Genomic DNA, 15,790 nt, shown 5'->3' on the forward strand with positions numbered 1-15,790 from the left:
GTTGCTTAACTTGCATCAATATCAAAAATTGTTCTCGGCAGTATAAACAGTGTTTTGTGCAGTCAAAAAACTCACGCAATCTCACGTTATATTGCATCCGGGCCGACCTGCAAGGCGGACCCTGATTTTTATAAAAACCACAGGAGACAAGCATGAATCACCCTTTGAAACCGATGGCCCGCGTGGTCGCCGGCTGCCTCGCCACGCTCGCCCTGGTCGCCTGCGGCAGCAGTGATAACGACAGCGCGGGATACACCCAGCCCGTGTTCGGCACCACCACCTACAGCCAGCTCAAGGTCGACAGCTACATGTTCAAGGACATGAACCGCAACGGCAAGATCGACCCTTACGAGGATTGGCGCCTGACCGCCGAGGCGCGTGCCGACGACCTGATTTCGCGCATGTCGCTTGATGAGAAAGCCGGCCTGATGATGCACGGCACGGCGCCCACCGTGGCCGACCCGACCGGCATCGGCCAGGGCAGCGGCTATGACCTGACCGCGCTGCAAGACCTGATCGTCAAGCAGTACGTCAACACCTTCATTACCCGCATGGCCGGCGACTCGGCCAATATGGCGGCGCAGTACAACAAGGTGCAGGCGTTGAGCGAAACCTCGCGCCACGGCATCCCGGTGTCGATCAGCACCGATCCGCGCCACCATTTCCAGTACACGGTGGGCGCCAGCGCATCGACCAACGGCTTCTCGCAATGGCCTGAAACGCTGGGCCTGGCCGCGATCGGCGACAATGCGCTGGTGCGCCGCTTCGGCGATATCGCGCGCCAGGAATACCTGGCCGTCGGCATCACGCAGGCGCTGTCGCCACAGGCCGACCTGGCTACCGAGCCGCGCTGGTCGCGCATCAACGGCACCTTCGGCGAAGACGCCGACCTGGCCAAGCGCATGGTGCAGAACTATATCGAGGGCTTCCAGGACGGCAATACCGGCCTGCACGACGGCAGCGTGGTGGCCGTGGTCAAACACTGGGTCGGCTATGGCGCGACCAAAGAAGGTTTTGACGGCCACAATTACTATGGCCGCTACATGACCTACCCGGGCAACAATTTCGCCTATCATGTGAAACCGTTCGAAGGCGCGTTCAACGCCAGGGCCGCTTCGGTGATGCCGACCTACGCCATGCCGGAAGGCAATATCACGATCGATGGCATCACGCTGGAACAAACGGCGGCTGGCTTCAGCAAGACCATGCTGACCGACCTGCTGCGCGGCAAATACGGTTTCGAAGGCGTGATTTTGTCCGACTGGGGCATCACCTCGGACTGCGATGCCAACTGCCGCAACGGCACTGCGCCCGGCGTCGCGCCATCGTTCTTCGGCTTTGGCACGCCGTGGGGCATGGAAAACGCCACCAAGGCCGAGCGTTATGTGAAGGCCGTCAATGCCGGCATGGACCAGTTTGGCGGCGTGACGGAGGCGCCTTATTTGACCCAGGCCGTGCAGCGCGGCCAGTTGACGGAAGAGCGCATCAACGCTTCGGCGCGCCGCATCCTGGTGCAGAAATTCAAGCAGGGCCTGTTCGAGCATCCATTTGTCGATACGGCGAAAGCCGCCGCCACGGTGGGCAAGGCCGATTTTGTTGCCGCCGGCCTGGAAGCGCAGCGCCGTTCGCTGGTGCTGCTGGAAAACAAGGACAAGGTGCTGCCGCTGGCCACCAGCGTCAAGAAGGTGTATTTGTACGGCATCGACGCTGCCGTTGCCCGCCAGTACGGCTACACCGTGGTGGCCACCCCGCAGGAAGCCGACGTGGCCTTGCTGCGCGTGGCCGCGCCATATGAAATCCTGCACCCGAACTATATCTTCGGCAGCATGCAGCACGAAGGCCGCCTGAACTTCGTCGACGGCGACGCCGACTACGAGGCGATCAAGAATGCCGCCCGCCTGGCGCCGAAAACCGTCGTCACGGTCTACCTGGACCGCCCGGCCATCCTCGGCAATGTGCAGGACAAGGCCAGCGCGATTATCGGCAACTTCGGCGTCAGCGATGGCGCGCTGTTCGATGTGTTGACCGGCAAGGCCAAACCGGAAGGCAAGCTGCCGTTCGAGCTGCCCTCGTCGATGGCCGAAGTGCAGGCGCAGAAGTCCGACGTGCCGTATGACACGGCGCGGCCGCTGTACAAGTTCGGGTATGGGCTGGGATATTGACGCAATTAGTCGGGTTGACTATGGCTACGTCTATGCAATCAAAAGAAGCCTGTTTTTTTAGGTGACGATGATTTGTTGGATAGGCATGGCTCAATACGCAATTACTCGACGGTACCCTGGTCGCTTCGCAAATGAACTGACCAAGGGTTACTTATTTCTAACTATATATAGTCAAAAAGATATTTTGCATCGTAAATCTCATTCTCGGAAAAATTTCTCAAAAATCCGGGCTGAATATTAATGGGAATAAATGACAACCCCCGTCCCTTAATGCTAGTTAAAACTCCGTCGCAACCGCCCCCTGGAATGCTGATCCATCGAACTTGAGATTTTGCATTATAACTAATTTCTTTTAAGGAATTAATTTTGGAAAATTCATATAAAGAAAATAGTAAGGGAGAGGAATCATTTTCTGTTGGGGAAGAAATGCCAATTTTTATTTGAATTTCATTTGTGTTTGGAATTTTCAAAGAGACAATATGTTGATCTCGCATTGTTGAATCAAGAATCAACGTATTTTCTCTTCCAGGCAGAGACCATTTTGAAAATATCCGAGTCGACTCATTTCTTTCCTTGATGCACCATTCCCGCATCGATAGCGAAATATCGTAATTTATTTCAGTTTCATCTTGCAATTCCTGTGCAATATTTGCATGAAAATACAAGGATTGCATGCTGAATTAATTCATCAATCTTTTCTAGGTTTTCTTTGGAGTAATTGAGAAAAAATCTTGAGTTCATTTTTTTACTTTCCATGTTTCTTTCCAAGTTCCATTTTTCAAACAAAAATCGGCAATATCAATTATGTCGCGGTTTTGCTTGTCTGGGTCATTAATTAATAATAGCGTATTTGTAAAAAAGAACTTCGTGATGATGCCTGTTATGATAACGAAGTGGCCCACAGACGTGCCATAATCTTTATAAGCCATTAGGGGGCTTTTATCGATCATACTTTCCCTGATGAATGAAGTATCTACATGGGATTGAAAATGACTGCTATTTCCATATCCAATTTTAACGAGATCCTTAATAATTTCAGTATTTTTTCTGGCATTATCGCATTCATTGCATGGAATTATTTCGCAAGTAAAACGTTTACATGCTGGGTTTTTTAATTCAAGATATTTCTTGAAGGCGGCATCTTTTTTTTGATAGCTATCAATCATCCTGTAGCATCCCGCCCAGCAAGTCAATTTTCCACTTTTTTGAATTTGTGGGACAGCTATAGTTATGTTTGCAATTTTATTAATTAGTAATTTTAGTTTCTTTCCTGTAATTATTCGCATTGCAGCCTTAAGATGGAGTGGTTAGTGTATGTTTATGACTAAAATAATTTTAATTGTATTTAATTCGAAGAATATATAAATTTTTATAAAAATAAATAATTTTGAATAAAGCGGTTTGTTTAATTTATGATTCTCCAATAATTTTTCGTGTGCCTGTTAAAATTATTATGAGTAATTTTTTTTCTTGGTATGCTTATGATGAATGAAATACTCAACTTCAGTTGTTAAACTCTCTTGCTATCCAATGCGTGGTTGCGGCCGCCAATTGATTTATCCAACAGGCAATAATAAAAGAGAAAACGAAAAATAAAATAAAATCTGGAAGTGGCAGCCTAGAATATCGCATATTTTATCTTTTGACAACGGGAAGGAAGTTAATGACGAAATTCAGTCGATCATGTAGTCGTAAATTCGGTGAAAATGCTCACTGGCGAACCAGGCGTTGCGGTGGCAGATAGTCGTTGCCAAGGCGGGATAAATTGATAATGCAGCTTGTTGGCCGAACTGCATCTGTCAGGGGAACATTTTGGTCGAAGCGGCCGTGGGACAGGCTTCTATATCGGTAGTTAAGTTAGCAAGCGGGAAAACCCACAAGAAAAATATATAGCCAAACTTGTGGAAGGTTATCTATTTGAAAGAATGTTACAATGTTTTGTTGTTAAATAACTACTTCATGCGGTGGCGCAGCTTCCAATGTCAAGTAAGTCACAACCTCGCGTCGGACACGAACGCGTGTGAAATGGCGCGAAATGCACTCTATTCTATTGACCGGCCAGGAAATGGAACGGCACGACTAAAATAGTGGAGGACGCCTTTCCGTCCCTGAAAAAGGCGCTGGCTTTGACTGTCATTCCAGATTGACTCGCAGTGCAAGTTGCTGGCGCTGACAGTTCCTTAAGCATCAAGGCCGCTGGCCGCATCAAACTGTTCGATATCCTCTATGCCTAGCAGCAGCTGCGTGGCCGTCGCTAAGTCGGCCACCTGTTCCAGCCGCGTGGCGATGGTGATCGGCGCGCTGATGCTGGGGCGTGCCGTCAGCCAGGCCAGCGCGACTTGTGTCGGAGTTGGCCTGGTGACGTCGTCGAGCGCCGTTAGCACGCGCAGACCACGCGGCGTCAGGTAGTTGGCACCGCGCGTGGCGTTGTCCGTGCTCGCGCTGCTGGGGTATTTGCCGCTCAGGAAGCCTGATGCCAGGGAGTAAAACGGCATCACGCCTATGCCCTTATCGCGCACCAATGGTTTCATCTCACGTTCATAATCGCTGCGTTCGACCAAGTTGTATTGCGGCTGCATGCTGACATAGCGCGCCAGGCCCAGGCGCTCGCTGGTATCGAGCGCTTCCCTGAAGCGCGCCGCGCCATAGTTTGAAGCGCCGATGGCGCGCACCTTGCCTGCCTTGATCAAGTCGTCTAAGGCGGCTAGCGTTTCTTCGAGTGGCGTGTCCGGATCATCCGCATGCGTTTGGTACAGGTCGATGTAGTCGGTGTTCAGGCGGCGCAGCGAATCGTCGGCCGCCTTTTCTATTCACACTTTCGACAAGCCTTTGCAGTGGCCACCGCGTGCCACAGCCATGTGCCGATCAAGGTTTCCGATTCGCCACCCGTGTGGTCGGGCACCCATGCCGAATACGCGTCGGCCGTATCGATGATATTGATGCCGGCGTCGACGATGGCGTCGAGCATTTGCAGCGGCTGTGCCTCGTCAGCCGTCTAGCCCAATACGTTGCCGCCAAAAACCAGCGGCGAGATTGCGATGCCGCTCTTGCCCAGAACGCCGTGTTTCATTGCGCTGTTCCTTTTCGTGACGGGGGAGGGACTATGGTAGCCAATTGACAGGCCCTCATCGCTGGCCGATACTCGCCGCTTCGCTCCGTACTTCGCTCATTGCTTACCTCAGGAAGGAAACCCCCGATGTCCGTACGCCCATATTTACGCCAGACCGTGTTTGCCATCGCGCTGGCCAGCGCGTTTCCTATCGCTTCAATCGCCGCTCCCGCAGCGCCGGCCGCCGCCTGGGTCGAGGCGAGCAACCGCAATGCCGCCATCGTGCTTGAAGCGCAGGCGAAATTTTCGCCTGAAAACGCGTCCGATACGGGCCTGTCGCAATACGATGGTCTGGCCGCGGACCTGGGGCCGAATATCGTCGAACGCCAGGTCGCTGCCCTGCAGCAGGCGCGTGCCAGGCTGCAGCAAAAACTGGAACTCGAACGCGATGAACGCATCCGCCAGGACCTCGAAATCCTGATTGGCGCGGTTGACCAGGAAATCGCCGGCGCGCAGATCGACGCCAAATACAGCCTGCCGTGGATCGATGTGCCGCAGATGGTGTTCGGCTCCATGCAAAGCCTGCTGCAGGAGCAGCGTCCGGCCGCGCGCCGGGCCAAGGCGCTGGAACGGCTGCAGCGTTATACGGGCCAGTTTGCGGGCAGCACTTCGATCACGGAACTGGCAAAAGCACGCTTTACCGAAAAAATCGGCCAGCCTGGCCTGAGCGGCCCGGTGCGGCTGCAAGTGGAGCAGTCGCTGGACAACGTGCCGACCTATATCGCCGGCATCCGCAAGCTGTTTGCCGACATGAAGATCGCGGGTGCCGAACCGGCGCTGGCGGCAATGGAAAAGCAACTGAACAGCTACGCCGCCTGGGAACGCGAGGTGGTGCTGCCACTGTCGCGTACCGATTTCCGCATGGCGCCCGAGCAGTATGCGTTTCGCCTGAAGCAGGTCGGCATCGATATCGAACCGCGCGCGCTGGTCGAACGGGCCGAGGTGGCTTACCTGGAAACGCGCTCGGCGCTGCAGGCGCTGGCGCCGGTGGTGGCGGCCAAACTTGCTTTGAAGGGCGTCGATGGCAGCGACTATCGCCAGGTGCTGCGCGCGCTGAAAAGCGAGGCGATTGCCAATGACAAGCTGGAAGCCCACTACAAGGACGTCAATACCGAGCTGGAAAAACGCATCCGCCAGCAAGGCGTGGTCGATGTTCCGGCGCGCGCGATGACCATGCGCCTGGCTTCGCCGGCCGAATCGGCGGCCCAGCCGGCGCCGCACATGCGTCCGCCTCCGCTGATCGGCAATACCGGCGAGCATGGCCAGTTCGTGCTGCCGGTGGGTAACCCGGCCGCCAGCGGCAAGGGCGAAGCGTATGACGATTTCAACTTCGCCGGCGCCGCCTGGACACTCAGCGCGCACGAGGGCCGTCCCGGCCACGAGTTGCAATTCAGCGCCATGGTCGAACGCGGCGTGTCGCAGGCGCGCAGCCTGTATGCCTTCAACAGCGTCAACGTCGAAGGCTGGGCGCTGTATGCGGAAGCGGAGATGATTCCCTACGAGCCGGTAGAAGGCCAGTTTATCGCGCTGCAGTTCCGCATGCTGCGCGCCGCGCGCGCCATGCTCGACCCGATGCTGAACCTGGGCCAGGTCACGCGCGAAGAGGCGGGGCGCATCCTGACCGACGAAGTGATGCTGTCGAAACCGATGGCGCGCCAGGAACTGGACCGCTATACCTTCAATATGCCGGGCCAGGCGGGCAGCTATTTCTACGGCTATACGCGCATATTGCAACTGCGCGCCGAAACGGAGCTGGCACTTGGCGCGAAGTTCGACCGCCTGGCCTTTAACAACTTCCTGCTGGGCCAGGGCCTGCTGCCGCCGGAGCTGCTGGCCAAGGCCGTGCGCGAACAGTTCATCCCGGCGCAGAAGTCGCGCAGCTGAGGTAGCTTCATGGGGCGCGCGCGATCCTGCGCGCGCCGTATAATTGTCAGTATTGTCATTTGTTCAGGAGTCCAGTTTGCAGCTACCGATCCGCTATCCCAATATGCCGCAGCTGCTGCTCAAGGCGCGCGATAGCCTGCTGCAGCATTTCCGGCCCATTCTCAACCACTACGGCGTGACGGAACAGCAGTGGCGCATCATGCGCGCGCTCAATGAGGCAAACATGCTCGAGCCGCGCGAATTGTGCGATATCTGCCAGATATCCAGCCCCAGCATGAGCGGCATCCTGGCCCGCATGGAAGAGACGGGCTGGCTGGCGCGCAGCAAATTCGAAGGCGACCAGCGCCGCCGCAAGGTGCATCTGTCGGAGGCGGGCGCGGCCTTGCTGATAGAGATGGGCAAGCTGATCGACCAGCAATATGAAAACCTCGAAGCGGCCTACGGCAAGCAGGTATTCGAAGACATGCGCCTGGCGCTGGAAGCATTTGTTGCGCTCGATACCTTGCCGGTGGCGCCGGCGATCTTGCATCGGTCCTGACAGTCAATCACTTACATGTTAGTGAAAAGGCGTATAATTTCCTGCACTTGATGTAAATCAAGAAAGACGCGATGTCATGGCTTTGGTTTGCCAGGCAATAACGCGCTACCTCACCCCAGGAATAGTCAGGAAAAAAATAATGAATACCCCATGCATGCGCATTGCCGCGCTGGCCGCCTCCACGCTCGTCTGCGCAAACGTTTGCGCGCAGAGTAATGTCACCATTTACGGTGTTGTCGACGAGGCCGCTGCATACGCCAGCAACCAGGCCGGCCATTCGAACACCTATATGCGCAGCGGCAGTTTGTCGGCCAGCAAGATCGGTTTCCAGGGCACCGAAGACCTCGGTGGCGATCTGCAAGCGCTGTTCTTGCTGGAAAGCGGCTTCGAAGCCGATACCGGCGCGCAAAGCGTGGCAGGCTCCTTGTTCAACCGTCAGGCTTACGTGGGCCTGCAGTCGCGCGCCTGGGGCAGTTTGACGGCCGGGCGCCAGTACACGCCGTATTATTTGCTGGTCGGCTCGCTTGCATCGAGCAATATCCTGACCGGCGCCACCGGCGCGCATCCTGGCGACTTCGATGGCCTCGATACCACCGTGCGCGTCAGCAATTCCCTCACCTACAGCTCGCCCGTCTGGCGCGGCCTGCAGGCCAGCACGCAATATGGTTTTGGCGAAGCGAAAGACGGCAATGGCGCCGGCAGCAGCTTCAGCGCCGCCGTCAAGTACAGCGCCTCGCCGGCCGAATTTGCGCTCGGCTACCTGAAACTGAAAAACGGCAGCAACGCCGCCGGCTGGAGCAACACGGCGTCGGGCAACTTCGGCGTCTCGGCCATCAACCAGGGCTATGTTTCAGCCGAATCGATCCAGTTCATCGCCGCCAGCGCGCGCTACAGCTTCGGCAAGTTCATGGTCGGCGCCAACGCCAGCAACGTGCAGTTCCAGGCCGCCAGCGCATCTGTTTTCCGCGACACGGCGGTGTTCAACACGGCCGGCCTGGTTGCCAGCTATCAGGCGGCGCCCGCGCTGTTCCTGTCGGCCGGCTACAGCGACACGCGCGCAGCCCACGCCAATGACATCGGCAACCGCGCGCGCTACCGCCAGCTGTCGTTCGAGCAGAACTACGCGCTGTCGAAACGCACGGCCCTGTACGCGATCGAAGCGCGCCAGCTGGCCCGTGGCCAGACCCTGGGTACCAGTGGCAATGTCGTCGCTGCGGTGGCCTCGATCGGCGACTCGCAAAACGGCACGCCGTCGTCGAATGGCGGCCAGACGGTGCTGATGCTCGGTCTCAAACACGCCTTTTAAGCTGTCCCCATCCAAAGGAGCTGCAATGAAAACGCATACCAATGAGGGCAGCGGCCCGTTCAATCCTGGCCGCCGCATGGTGCTGGCCGGTTTGCTGTCGGCCTCGGCCGCGGCGCTGATACCGTGGGCGCTGGCCGAGCCGGTCGCCAATGCGGAAGAGGGCGCTTTCCTGGCCGTGTCCGCCGTGCTGGTGGGGCGCCAGGCGCTCGAGCCTGGCCTGGCCCGCCGCCTGTACAAGGCACTGGTGGCGCAGGACGCCGCTTTCCCGGCCAATCTGCGCGCCTTGCTGGCGCTGATCAATGCCGAAGGACTGACCAGCGCCGGCATCCAGGCCGCGCTCGATGCGGCGCAGTCGCCGGTGGCGGCCCTGCCGCGCCAGATCGCCGGCGCCTGGTACCTGGGCATCGTCGGCACCGGCGAGGCGGCAGTCTGCGTGGCCTATGAAGAGGCGCTGAACGCGGCTGTCGTGGCCGATGTGCTGGTACCTCCCTCGTATTCCTACGGCGCCTACGGCAGCTGGGCCAGAAAACCAATCTAAGGAGCCATTATGGCTGAACAATATACTGCCGATTACATCGTGATCGGCTCCGGCATCATCGGCTCGCTGGCCGCGCGCAAGCTCGCGCTGGCCGGCGCCTCGGTGCAGATCCTGGAAGCGGGGCCGCGCGTGACGCGCGGCGAGATCGTCGGCCGCTTTCGCAATTCCACGCGCCGCAGCGACCTGATGTCGCCCTATCCGTCGGTGCCGACCGCGCCGCACCCGATCTACCAGCCCAGGGACAGCGGCTACCTGGTGCAGGCCGGCCCGTATCCTTATCCGGCCGAATATATCCGCCAGTTCGGCGGCACCTCGTGGCACTGGGCCGCGCAAGCGTGGCGCAATGTACCTAACGACTTCCGCATCCACAGCCTGTATGGCGTCGGCGTCGACTGGCCGATCAGTTATGAAGACCTGGAACCGTTCTACCAGGAAGCCGAAGAGATCATGGGCGTATCCGGTCTTGCCAACACCGGCTCGCCACGCAAGCAGGCTTTCCCGATGGCGCCGGTGACCGAGCCGTACGCCATGCGCCGCATCCGCGAACGCCTCGACCCGTCCTACAAGGTGGTCGGCAACACGGTGGCGCGCAACAGCGTCAGCTACGATGGCCGCCCGGCCTGCTGCGGCAACAACAGCTGCCAGCCGATCTGTCCGATCGACGCGCAATACCACGGCGGCATCGCCGCCCTGCAGGCAGAAGACGCCGGCGTCAGGATCCTGTGCAACGCCAATGTCTACAAGCTCGAACACGACGAAAAGGGTCGTATCACCGCCGCGCTGTACTACGATGTCGACCGCAAGAGCCACCGCGTCACCGCGAAAACCTTCATCCTGGCCGCCAACGGCATCGAAAGTCCGCGCCTGCTGTTGTTGTCCGCGTCGGACAAATATCCGAAAGGCCTGGCCAACAGCAGCGACATGGTGGGCCGCAACCTGATGGATCACCCGAGCACCTCGCTGACCTTTGACGCCGACGAAGACCTGTGGCTGGGCCGGGGCCCGCAAAGCCCCAACTCGATCAACACCATGCGCGACGGCGATTTCCGCGGCGAGCATGCGCCATACCGGCTGGACTTCACGAATATTTCGCGCGTCGATGGCGCGACCAAGGAGCTGATCGGCAAGGGCGTGTTCGGCGAAGAATTCGAACAGCAGCTGCGTTTCCGCTCGGCGCGTGAAATGAGCCTGAAGACCGTGCTCGAGGTGCTGCCCCATCCTGACAATCGCATCACTTTGAGCGAGGAAAAGGACAGCATGGGCATACCCAAGCCGCAGGCGCACTATGCGATCGACGCGTACACCAGGCGTGGCCACGAGCGCGCGAAACAGGATTTCGAACGCATCGCCAGGCTGATGGGCGGCACCAATCTGCGCCACAGCAAGGAGGGGGTGTTTTCCAACAACCAGCATATCTGCGGCACCTTGTCGATGGGATCGGACCCGGCCAAGGCCGTGTGCGACCAGTGGGGCAGCACCTACGATCATCCGAACCTGTTCCTGTGCAGCACCGGCGTGCTGCCGACGTCCGGCACCTGCAATTCGACCGAAAACGGCCTGGCCCTGGCGCTGCGCACGGTCAAGCATATTCTCGGCGAACAGGGAGCGACAGCATGATGACGAACTTCAGGCTGGCCGCTGGCGCGACCCTGCTGTCCCTGGCGGCGATGCCGGCGCTGGCCGCCGATACGGCCAGCATCGAACGGGGCCGCTACCTGGCCACGGCCGGCGACTGCATCGCCTGCCATAGCGTGCCAGGCGGGAAACCCATGGCTGGCGGCCTGTCGCTGGCAACCCCGCTCGGCGCCGTCGTGGCGACCAATATCACGCCGTCGAAAACCCATGGCATCGGCAACTACACGCTGGCGCAATTTTCCGCTGCGCTGCGCCACGGCGTGCGCGCCGATGGCGCCAACCTGTATCCGGCCATGCCCTACACGGCGTATGCCAAGGTGAGCGACGCCGATACGGCGGCCCTGTACGACTACTTCATGCATGGCGTGGCGGCGGTCGACGCGGCCCCGGCGAAAGTCACCGACTTGCCGTTTCCGTTCAATATCCGCCTGTCGATGGCTGGCTGGAACCTGCTTTTCCTGGACAAGACGCCCTATGTGGCCGATGCGTCCAAAAGCGTGGAGTGGAACCGCGGCGCCTATCTGGCGCAAGGCCTGGCGCACTGCACCACCTGTCATACGCCACGCAATGCGTTGATGGCCGAGCAGTTGTCGAAGGAACTGGGCGGTGCCGATCTTGGGACCTGGCATGCGCCCAATATCACTTCGGACGTCAACAGCGGCGTCGGCGGCTGGAGCCAGCAGGAACTGGTCGACTACCTGCGCACCGGCCGCGCCGCGAACAAGGCGCAGGCGGCAGGGCCGATGGCCGAAGCCATCGATCACAGCCTGAAGCACCTGAGCGACAGCGACCTGAACGCCATTGCACATTACGTCAAGAGCGTGCCGGCGCTGCGCGATGCGGCTGACACCAGGGCGGTGACGCAATGGGGCCAGCCTGGCAACGAGCTCTCTGCGATCCGTGGCGTGGCGCTGCCGAAAGACCTGAACAAGATGAGCGGCGCGCAGCTGTACGATGCCCAATGCGCGAGCTGCCATCATGCCAGGGGCGAAGGCAGCGCCGATGGCAGTTTGCCGTCGCTGTTCCACAACTCGGTGACGGGCCGCAGCAACAGCAACAACCTGGTGATGGCCATCCTCGATGGTGTCGAGCGCCAGGACGGCGGCAGCGGGCATCTGATGCCGGCGTTCCGCCAGACCCTGTCGGACGAGCAGATTGTTACTTTGGGCAATTACGTGCAGAAGATGTACGGCAATCCCGACGTCAAGGTAACGGCGCAGCAGGTAACGACCTTGCGCAATGGTGGTGCACCGTCCAGCCTGATAGGCCTGGTGCGTGGCGGCATCATCGTTGGGCTGCTGGCCTTGCTGCTGGTCTTCCTGTGGTGGCGCCGGCGCAAGCAGGAATGAACCCCATCTGCCGGGCATGCTAGTATACGCAAATCAATTGCGTTTTTAGGCACGCCCGGTCTTATGGTTGCAAACAGTTCCTGGATCCAGAGGTGGTTGGCATGGCTGGTCATGGCCATGCTGGTGCTGCAGCTGTTCGGCCTGACGCAACATCATCATGCCCCGGGCAGCCAGGCGCCCGACTGCGCCAGCTGCTTTGCCGGCAGCGTGCCGCCGGCCGACCAGGCGCTGGCGCCACCGGCACTGCTGGTGCTGCGCCTGGCCGGCAGCTATTCTCTTTCTTCAGCAGTGCAGCCGGCCAGCCCGGTACTGCGCAGCTTTCTGATTCCGCATGCGCACGGGCCGCCGGCCCTGGTCTCCTGATACCGCTACCACGACCGCAGGGCGCAAGCAGCCGCTGCGGCCTTGTTGTCATTGCCGATCGAGACCATCTTGCTGACCATTTCCAAACTGGAGCACCGCTACCACGGTGTGACCGTACTATCCTTGCCTTTTTTTGAACTGGCGCGTGGCCAGCACGCGCTGCTGCTGGGGCCATCGGGCTGCGGCAAATCGACCCTGCTGCACCTGCTGGCGGCCATCCTGAGCCCGCAAAACGGGCGCATCGCTATCGACGGCGTCGACCTGGCGGCCCTGGCGCCGCGCGAAGCCGATGCCTGGCGCGGCCGCCATGTCGGCCTGCTGCCGCAGCAGCTGGCGCTGGTCGCCAGCTTGTCCGTGCGCGACAATGTGCTGCTGCCGGCCTATGCCTGCGGCTTGCCTCCCGACGTGGAACGCGCCCAGGCGCTGCTGGCAGGGCTGGGCCTGGCCGACAAGGCGCACGCCATGCCGCATCAACTGAGCGGCGGCCAGCGCCAGCGCGTGGCGATCGCGCGCGCCATGTTTACCCAGCCACGCTTGCTGCTGGCCGACGAACCGACCGCCAACCTGGACGATGCCGCCTGCGCGCAAGTGGCCGCCTTGCTGGCGCGCCAGGCCAGGGACGCCAGCGCCTCGCTCCTGATCGCCAGCCACGATGCGCGCCTGATTGCCGCCTTGCCCGGTGCCGCCGTCTTGCGCCTGCCGGCGCGCGGGGAGCTGCCATGCGCCGCCTGAACGCCGTGACCATGGCGCTGGCCGCGCTGCGCCACAAACCGCTGGCCACTTGCCTCAATCTGCTGCTGATGGCGATTGGCGTGGCGATGATGACCTTTATCCTGTCGGCCTCGCGCCAGCTGGAGGACGGCGCCCTGAGAGACGCCAACGGCATCGACATGGTGGTCGGCGCCAAGGGCTCGCCGCTGCAGCTGATTTTGTCCTCGATCTACCATATCGATATCCCGACCGGCAATATCCCGGCCGCCGCGCAGGCCGAACTGGCGGCCAATCCGCTGGTGGCCGAGGCGATCCCGCTGGCGCTCGGTGACAGCTACCAGGGCTACCGCATTGTCGGCAGCACCGCTGATTATATTCGCCACTACGGTGGCCAGGCGGCCAGCGGCGTGCGCTTCGGCGGCACCATGCAGGTGGTGCTGGGGGCTGAAGTAGCACGTCGCACGGGGACCTTACTGGGTGCGCGCTTTGCCGGCTCGCACGGCCTGGTGGCCGGCGGCGAGGTCCACACCCATGCGCCGTACACGGTGGTGGGCATCCTGCAGCCGACGGGCACCGTGCTGGACCGGCTGATCGTCACGCCGGTCGCCTCAGTGTGGCGCGTGCACGAAACCGACCCGGACGAACCGCATGCGCAGGTCAATGAGGGCGAGCATGAAGCGCAGCATGAAATCACCGTGCTGCTGGTGCGCTATGCCTCGCCGCTGGCGGCCATCAGCCTGCCGCGCTGGGTCAACAGCCAGACCCGTTTGCAGGCGGCGCAGCCGGCGCTGGAATCGGCCAAATTGTTCGAGCTGGTGGGCGTGGGCGCCGATGTGCTGCGCGCGATTGCCGCCATCGTGCTGGCCGTCGCCTGCCTGTCGATGTTTGTTGCGCTGTACCACGCGCTGGAAGAGCGCAAGACGGACCTGGCGATTTTGCGCGCGCTGGGCGCGCCGCCACACAAGCTGCTGCTGCTGTTGCTGACCCAGGGCCTGGCGCTGGCTTTGGGCGGCGCCGTGCTGGGCTGGCTGCTGGGCCATGCGGCGGTAGGCCTGTTGGGCGCGCTGATGGAAGGCCAGCAGAACCTGGCGCTGTCGGCCTGGGCCATGGACCCGCAGGAAGCGTGGCTGCTGCCGGCCGCCTTGCTGGTCGGCCTGCTCGCTTCGATCGTGCCCGCCGTGCGCGCCTACCGCACCGATATCGCCGCCACGTTGGCGCATTCCTGAAGGAGACATCATGAAATCATTGCTGCTTGTTTTGCTGCTCGCCGCTGGCACCGCGCACGCGGCCAAGGTGACAACCCCTGCCACCGCCGACCATCCGCCATCGTTCTTCGCGCCATTGGAGGACATTCCCGGCGTGCTGCCCTGGAGCCTGCTGTCGAAAGCCACCACCGTCAAGGCGAAAGGCGGGCGCATGGTGCCGAAATATACGGAAGAAATCACTGCGCTGGACCAGACCGAAGTCAAGGTGCAGGGCTTCATGATGCCGCTGCAGCCAGGGCAGAAGCAGAAGCATTTCCTGCTGACGGTGACCTCGGCCAGCTGCCCGTTCTGCCTGCCGGCCGGGCCGGAAGGGGTGGTGGAAATCAACAGCAGCACGCCGGTCAAGTTCACCTATGCGCCGATGGTCATGAGCGGCAAGATGACGGTGCTGAAAAGCGACTCGATGGGTTTGTATTACCGCATCAACGACGCCAGCCTGGTGCAGCCGTGAATGCGGTATTGCTGGCGGCGGCGCTGGCGGTGGCACAGCCCAACCCTGACTTCAAATTGCCCACCCTGGACGCCAGCCGCAGCGTGACCCTGGCCGCCTTGCCCGGCCCCGTATTGCTCAACTTCTGGGCCAGCGACTGCCTGCCTTGCGTGCGCGAATTGCCGCTGCTGCAAGCGCAGTCGCAGCGCCTGCCCGGCTTGCGCTTTGTCGGCATCGCCATCGACGAGGGGCGGCGGGCGGCGCCGTTTGCGCACAAGGCGGGGGCGGCGTATCTGCAACTGGCGGCGCCGGGCCGGCAGGATTTGCTGCGCCAGTTCGGCAATCCGCTGGGCGCCTTGCCCTATACGGTGGTGCTGAACGGCGCGCACCAGGTATGCACCACGCGCCTGGGCGCCGTCGATGCGCAGTGGCTGCAAAAGGCAGCGCAAGCTTGCGTCTCTCCCTGATATTTGCAAACGGTTTGCATTAGCCGGTCTTAT

14 protein-coding genes and 1 pseudogene are annotated in these 15,790 nt (G+C 60.3%); 12 read left to right on the plus strand and 3 right to left on the minus strand.

All coding sequences use genetic code 11. The features are described from left to right. Window positions 1-152: 152 nt before the first annotated feature. The gene (locus AC0Z42_RS02075) at window positions 153-2,162 is read left to right on the plus strand and encodes a glycoside hydrolase family 3 protein (RefSeq protein ID WP_485466565.1); all 2,010 of its coding nucleotides are present in this window, start codon (window positions 153-155) and stop codon (window positions 2,160-2,162) included. A gap of 161 nt (window positions 2,163-2,323) precedes the next feature. Here the strand turns inward: AC0Z42_RS02075 and AC0Z42_RS02080 are convergent, their stop codons facing one another. From AC0Z42_RS02080 to AC0Z42_RS02090, 3 genes and pseudogenes are all read right to left on the minus strand, one after another. Further along, complete coding sequence (locus AC0Z42_RS02080; protein WP_485466566.1) at window positions 2,324-2,836, minus strand: hypothetical protein; 513 nt, start codon at window positions 2,834-2,836, stop codon at window positions 2,324-2,326. A 63-nt stretch (window positions 2,837-2,899) separates the two neighbouring features. Beyond that, the gene (locus AC0Z42_RS02085; RefSeq protein WP_485466567.1) at window positions 2,900-3,448 is read right to left on the minus strand and encodes a papain-like cysteine protease family protein; all 549 of its coding nucleotides are present in this window, start codon (window positions 3,446-3,448) and stop codon (window positions 2,900-2,902) included. Window positions 3,449-4,342: 894 nt separating this feature from the next. Further along, a pseudogene (locus AC0Z42_RS02090) lies at window positions 4,343-5,130 on the minus strand (aldo/keto reductase). A 228-nt stretch (window positions 5,131-5,358) separates the two neighbouring features. On the opposite strand from AC0Z42_RS02090, the gene AC0Z42_RS02095 reads away from it, so the two are divergent. From AC0Z42_RS02095 to AC0Z42_RS02145, 11 genes are all read left to right on the plus strand, one after another. Next, window positions 5,359-7,155 carry a DUF885 domain-containing protein gene (locus AC0Z42_RS02095; protein ID WP_485466568.1) on the plus strand — a complete coding sequence of 599 codons (1,797 nt, stop codon included), beginning with the start codon at window positions 5,359-5,361 and terminating at the stop codon, window positions 7,153-7,155. A 76-nt stretch (window positions 7,156-7,231) separates the two neighbouring features. Continuing rightward, the gene (gene hpaR / locus AC0Z42_RS02100) at window positions 7,232-7,693 is read left to right on the plus strand and encodes a homoprotocatechuate degradation operon regulator HpaR (protein WP_485466569.1); all 462 of its coding nucleotides are present in this window, start codon (window positions 7,232-7,234) and stop codon (window positions 7,691-7,693) included. A gap of 139 nt (window positions 7,694-7,832) precedes the next feature. Beyond that, on the plus strand, window positions 7,833-8,999 hold the full coding sequence (locus tag AC0Z42_RS02105) for a porin (protein WP_485466570.1): 1,167 nt from the start codon (window positions 7,833-7,835) through the stop codon (window positions 8,997-8,999). 25 nt (window positions 9,000-9,024) lie between these two features. Further along, the gene (locus AC0Z42_RS02110) at window positions 9,025-9,537 is read left to right on the plus strand and encodes a sugar dehydrogenase complex small subunit (RefSeq protein ID WP_485466571.1); all 513 of its coding nucleotides are present in this window, start codon (window positions 9,025-9,027) and stop codon (window positions 9,535-9,537) included. Between the two features lie 9 nt (window positions 9,538-9,546). Further along, a complete protein-coding gene (locus AC0Z42_RS02115) occupies window positions 9,547-11,154 on the plus strand; it encodes a GMC family oxidoreductase (protein ID WP_485466572.1) in 1,608 nt (535 codons plus the stop codon). After that, window positions 11,151-12,521: a c-type cytochrome gene (locus AC0Z42_RS02120; protein ID WP_485466573.1), complete on the plus strand. Its 1,371-nt coding sequence runs from the start codon at window positions 11,151-11,153 to the stop codon at window positions 12,519-12,521. The genes AC0Z42_RS02115 and AC0Z42_RS02120 overlap by 4 nt, the downstream gene beginning before the upstream one ends. Window positions 12,522-12,617: 96 nt before the next feature. Next, window positions 12,618-12,884, plus strand: a complete 267-nt coding sequence (locus AC0Z42_RS02125) for a hypothetical protein (RefSeq protein WP_485466574.1) — start codon at window positions 12,618-12,620, stop codon at window positions 12,882-12,884. Window positions 12,885-12,953: 69 nt separating this feature from the next. Next, on the plus strand, window positions 12,954-13,616 hold the full coding sequence (locus AC0Z42_RS02130) for an ABC transporter ATP-binding protein (protein ID WP_485466575.1): 663 nt from the start codon (window positions 12,954-12,956) through the stop codon (window positions 13,614-13,616). Continuing rightward, a complete protein-coding gene (locus tag AC0Z42_RS02135) occupies window positions 13,604-14,821 on the plus strand; it encodes an ABC transporter permease (RefSeq protein ID WP_485466576.1) in 1,218 nt (405 codons plus the stop codon). Before AC0Z42_RS02130 ends, AC0Z42_RS02135 begins: the two co-directional genes overlap by 13 nt. Before the next feature lie 10 nt (window positions 14,822-14,831). Beyond that, complete coding sequence (locus tag AC0Z42_RS02140) at window positions 14,832-15,311, plus strand: DUF3299 domain-containing protein (protein ID WP_485466577.1); 480 nt, start codon at window positions 14,832-14,834, stop codon at window positions 15,309-15,311. After that, window positions 15,308-15,757, plus strand: a complete 450-nt coding sequence (locus AC0Z42_RS02145) for a TlpA family protein disulfide reductase (protein WP_485466578.1) — start codon at window positions 15,308-15,310, stop codon at window positions 15,755-15,757. Before AC0Z42_RS02140 ends, AC0Z42_RS02145 begins: the two co-directional genes overlap by 4 nt. Window positions 15,758-15,790: the final 33 nt, after the last annotated feature.

It is taken from the genome of Janthinobacterium sp. 1L-D-8-B-C4, from assembly GCF_057291295.1.

Excerpts from the sequence above, each read along its gene's own strand:
- AC0Z42_RS02075 (WP_485466565.1), top strand. The coding sequence starts at position 153 with ATGAATCACCCTTTGAAACCGATGGCCCGCGTGGTCGCCGGCTGCCTC.
- AC0Z42_RS02080 (WP_485466566.1), bottom strand. The coding sequence starts at position 2,836 with ATGCAATCCTTGTATTTTCATGCAAATATTGCACAGGAATTGCAAGAT.
- AC0Z42_RS02085 (WP_485466567.1), bottom strand. The coding sequence starts at position 3,448 with ATGCGAATAATTACAGGAAAGAAACTAAAATTACTAATTAATAAAATT.
- AC0Z42_RS02095 (WP_485466568.1), top strand. The coding sequence starts at position 5,359 with ATGTCCGTACGCCCATATTTACGCCAGACCGTGTTTGCCATCGCGCTG.
- AC0Z42_RS02105 (WP_485466570.1), top strand. The coding sequence starts at position 7,833 with ATGAATACCCCATGCATGCGCATTGCCGCGCTGGCCGCCTCCACGCTC.
- AC0Z42_RS02110 (WP_485466571.1), top strand. The coding sequence starts at position 9,025 with ATGAAAACGCATACCAATGAGGGCAGCGGCCCGTTCAATCCTGGCCGC.
- AC0Z42_RS02115 (WP_485466572.1), top strand. The coding sequence starts at position 9,547 with ATGGCTGAACAATATACTGCCGATTACATCGTGATCGGCTCCGGCATC.
- AC0Z42_RS02120 (WP_485466573.1), top strand. The coding sequence starts at position 11,151 with ATGATGACGAACTTCAGGCTGGCCGCTGGCGCGACCCTGCTGTCCCTG.
- AC0Z42_RS02135 (WP_485466576.1), top strand. The coding sequence starts at position 13,604 with ATGCGCCGCCTGAACGCCGTGACCATGGCGCTGGCCGCGCTGCGCCAC.
- AC0Z42_RS02140 (WP_485466577.1), top strand. The coding sequence starts at position 14,832 with ATGAAATCATTGCTGCTTGTTTTGCTGCTCGCCGCTGGCACCGCGCAC.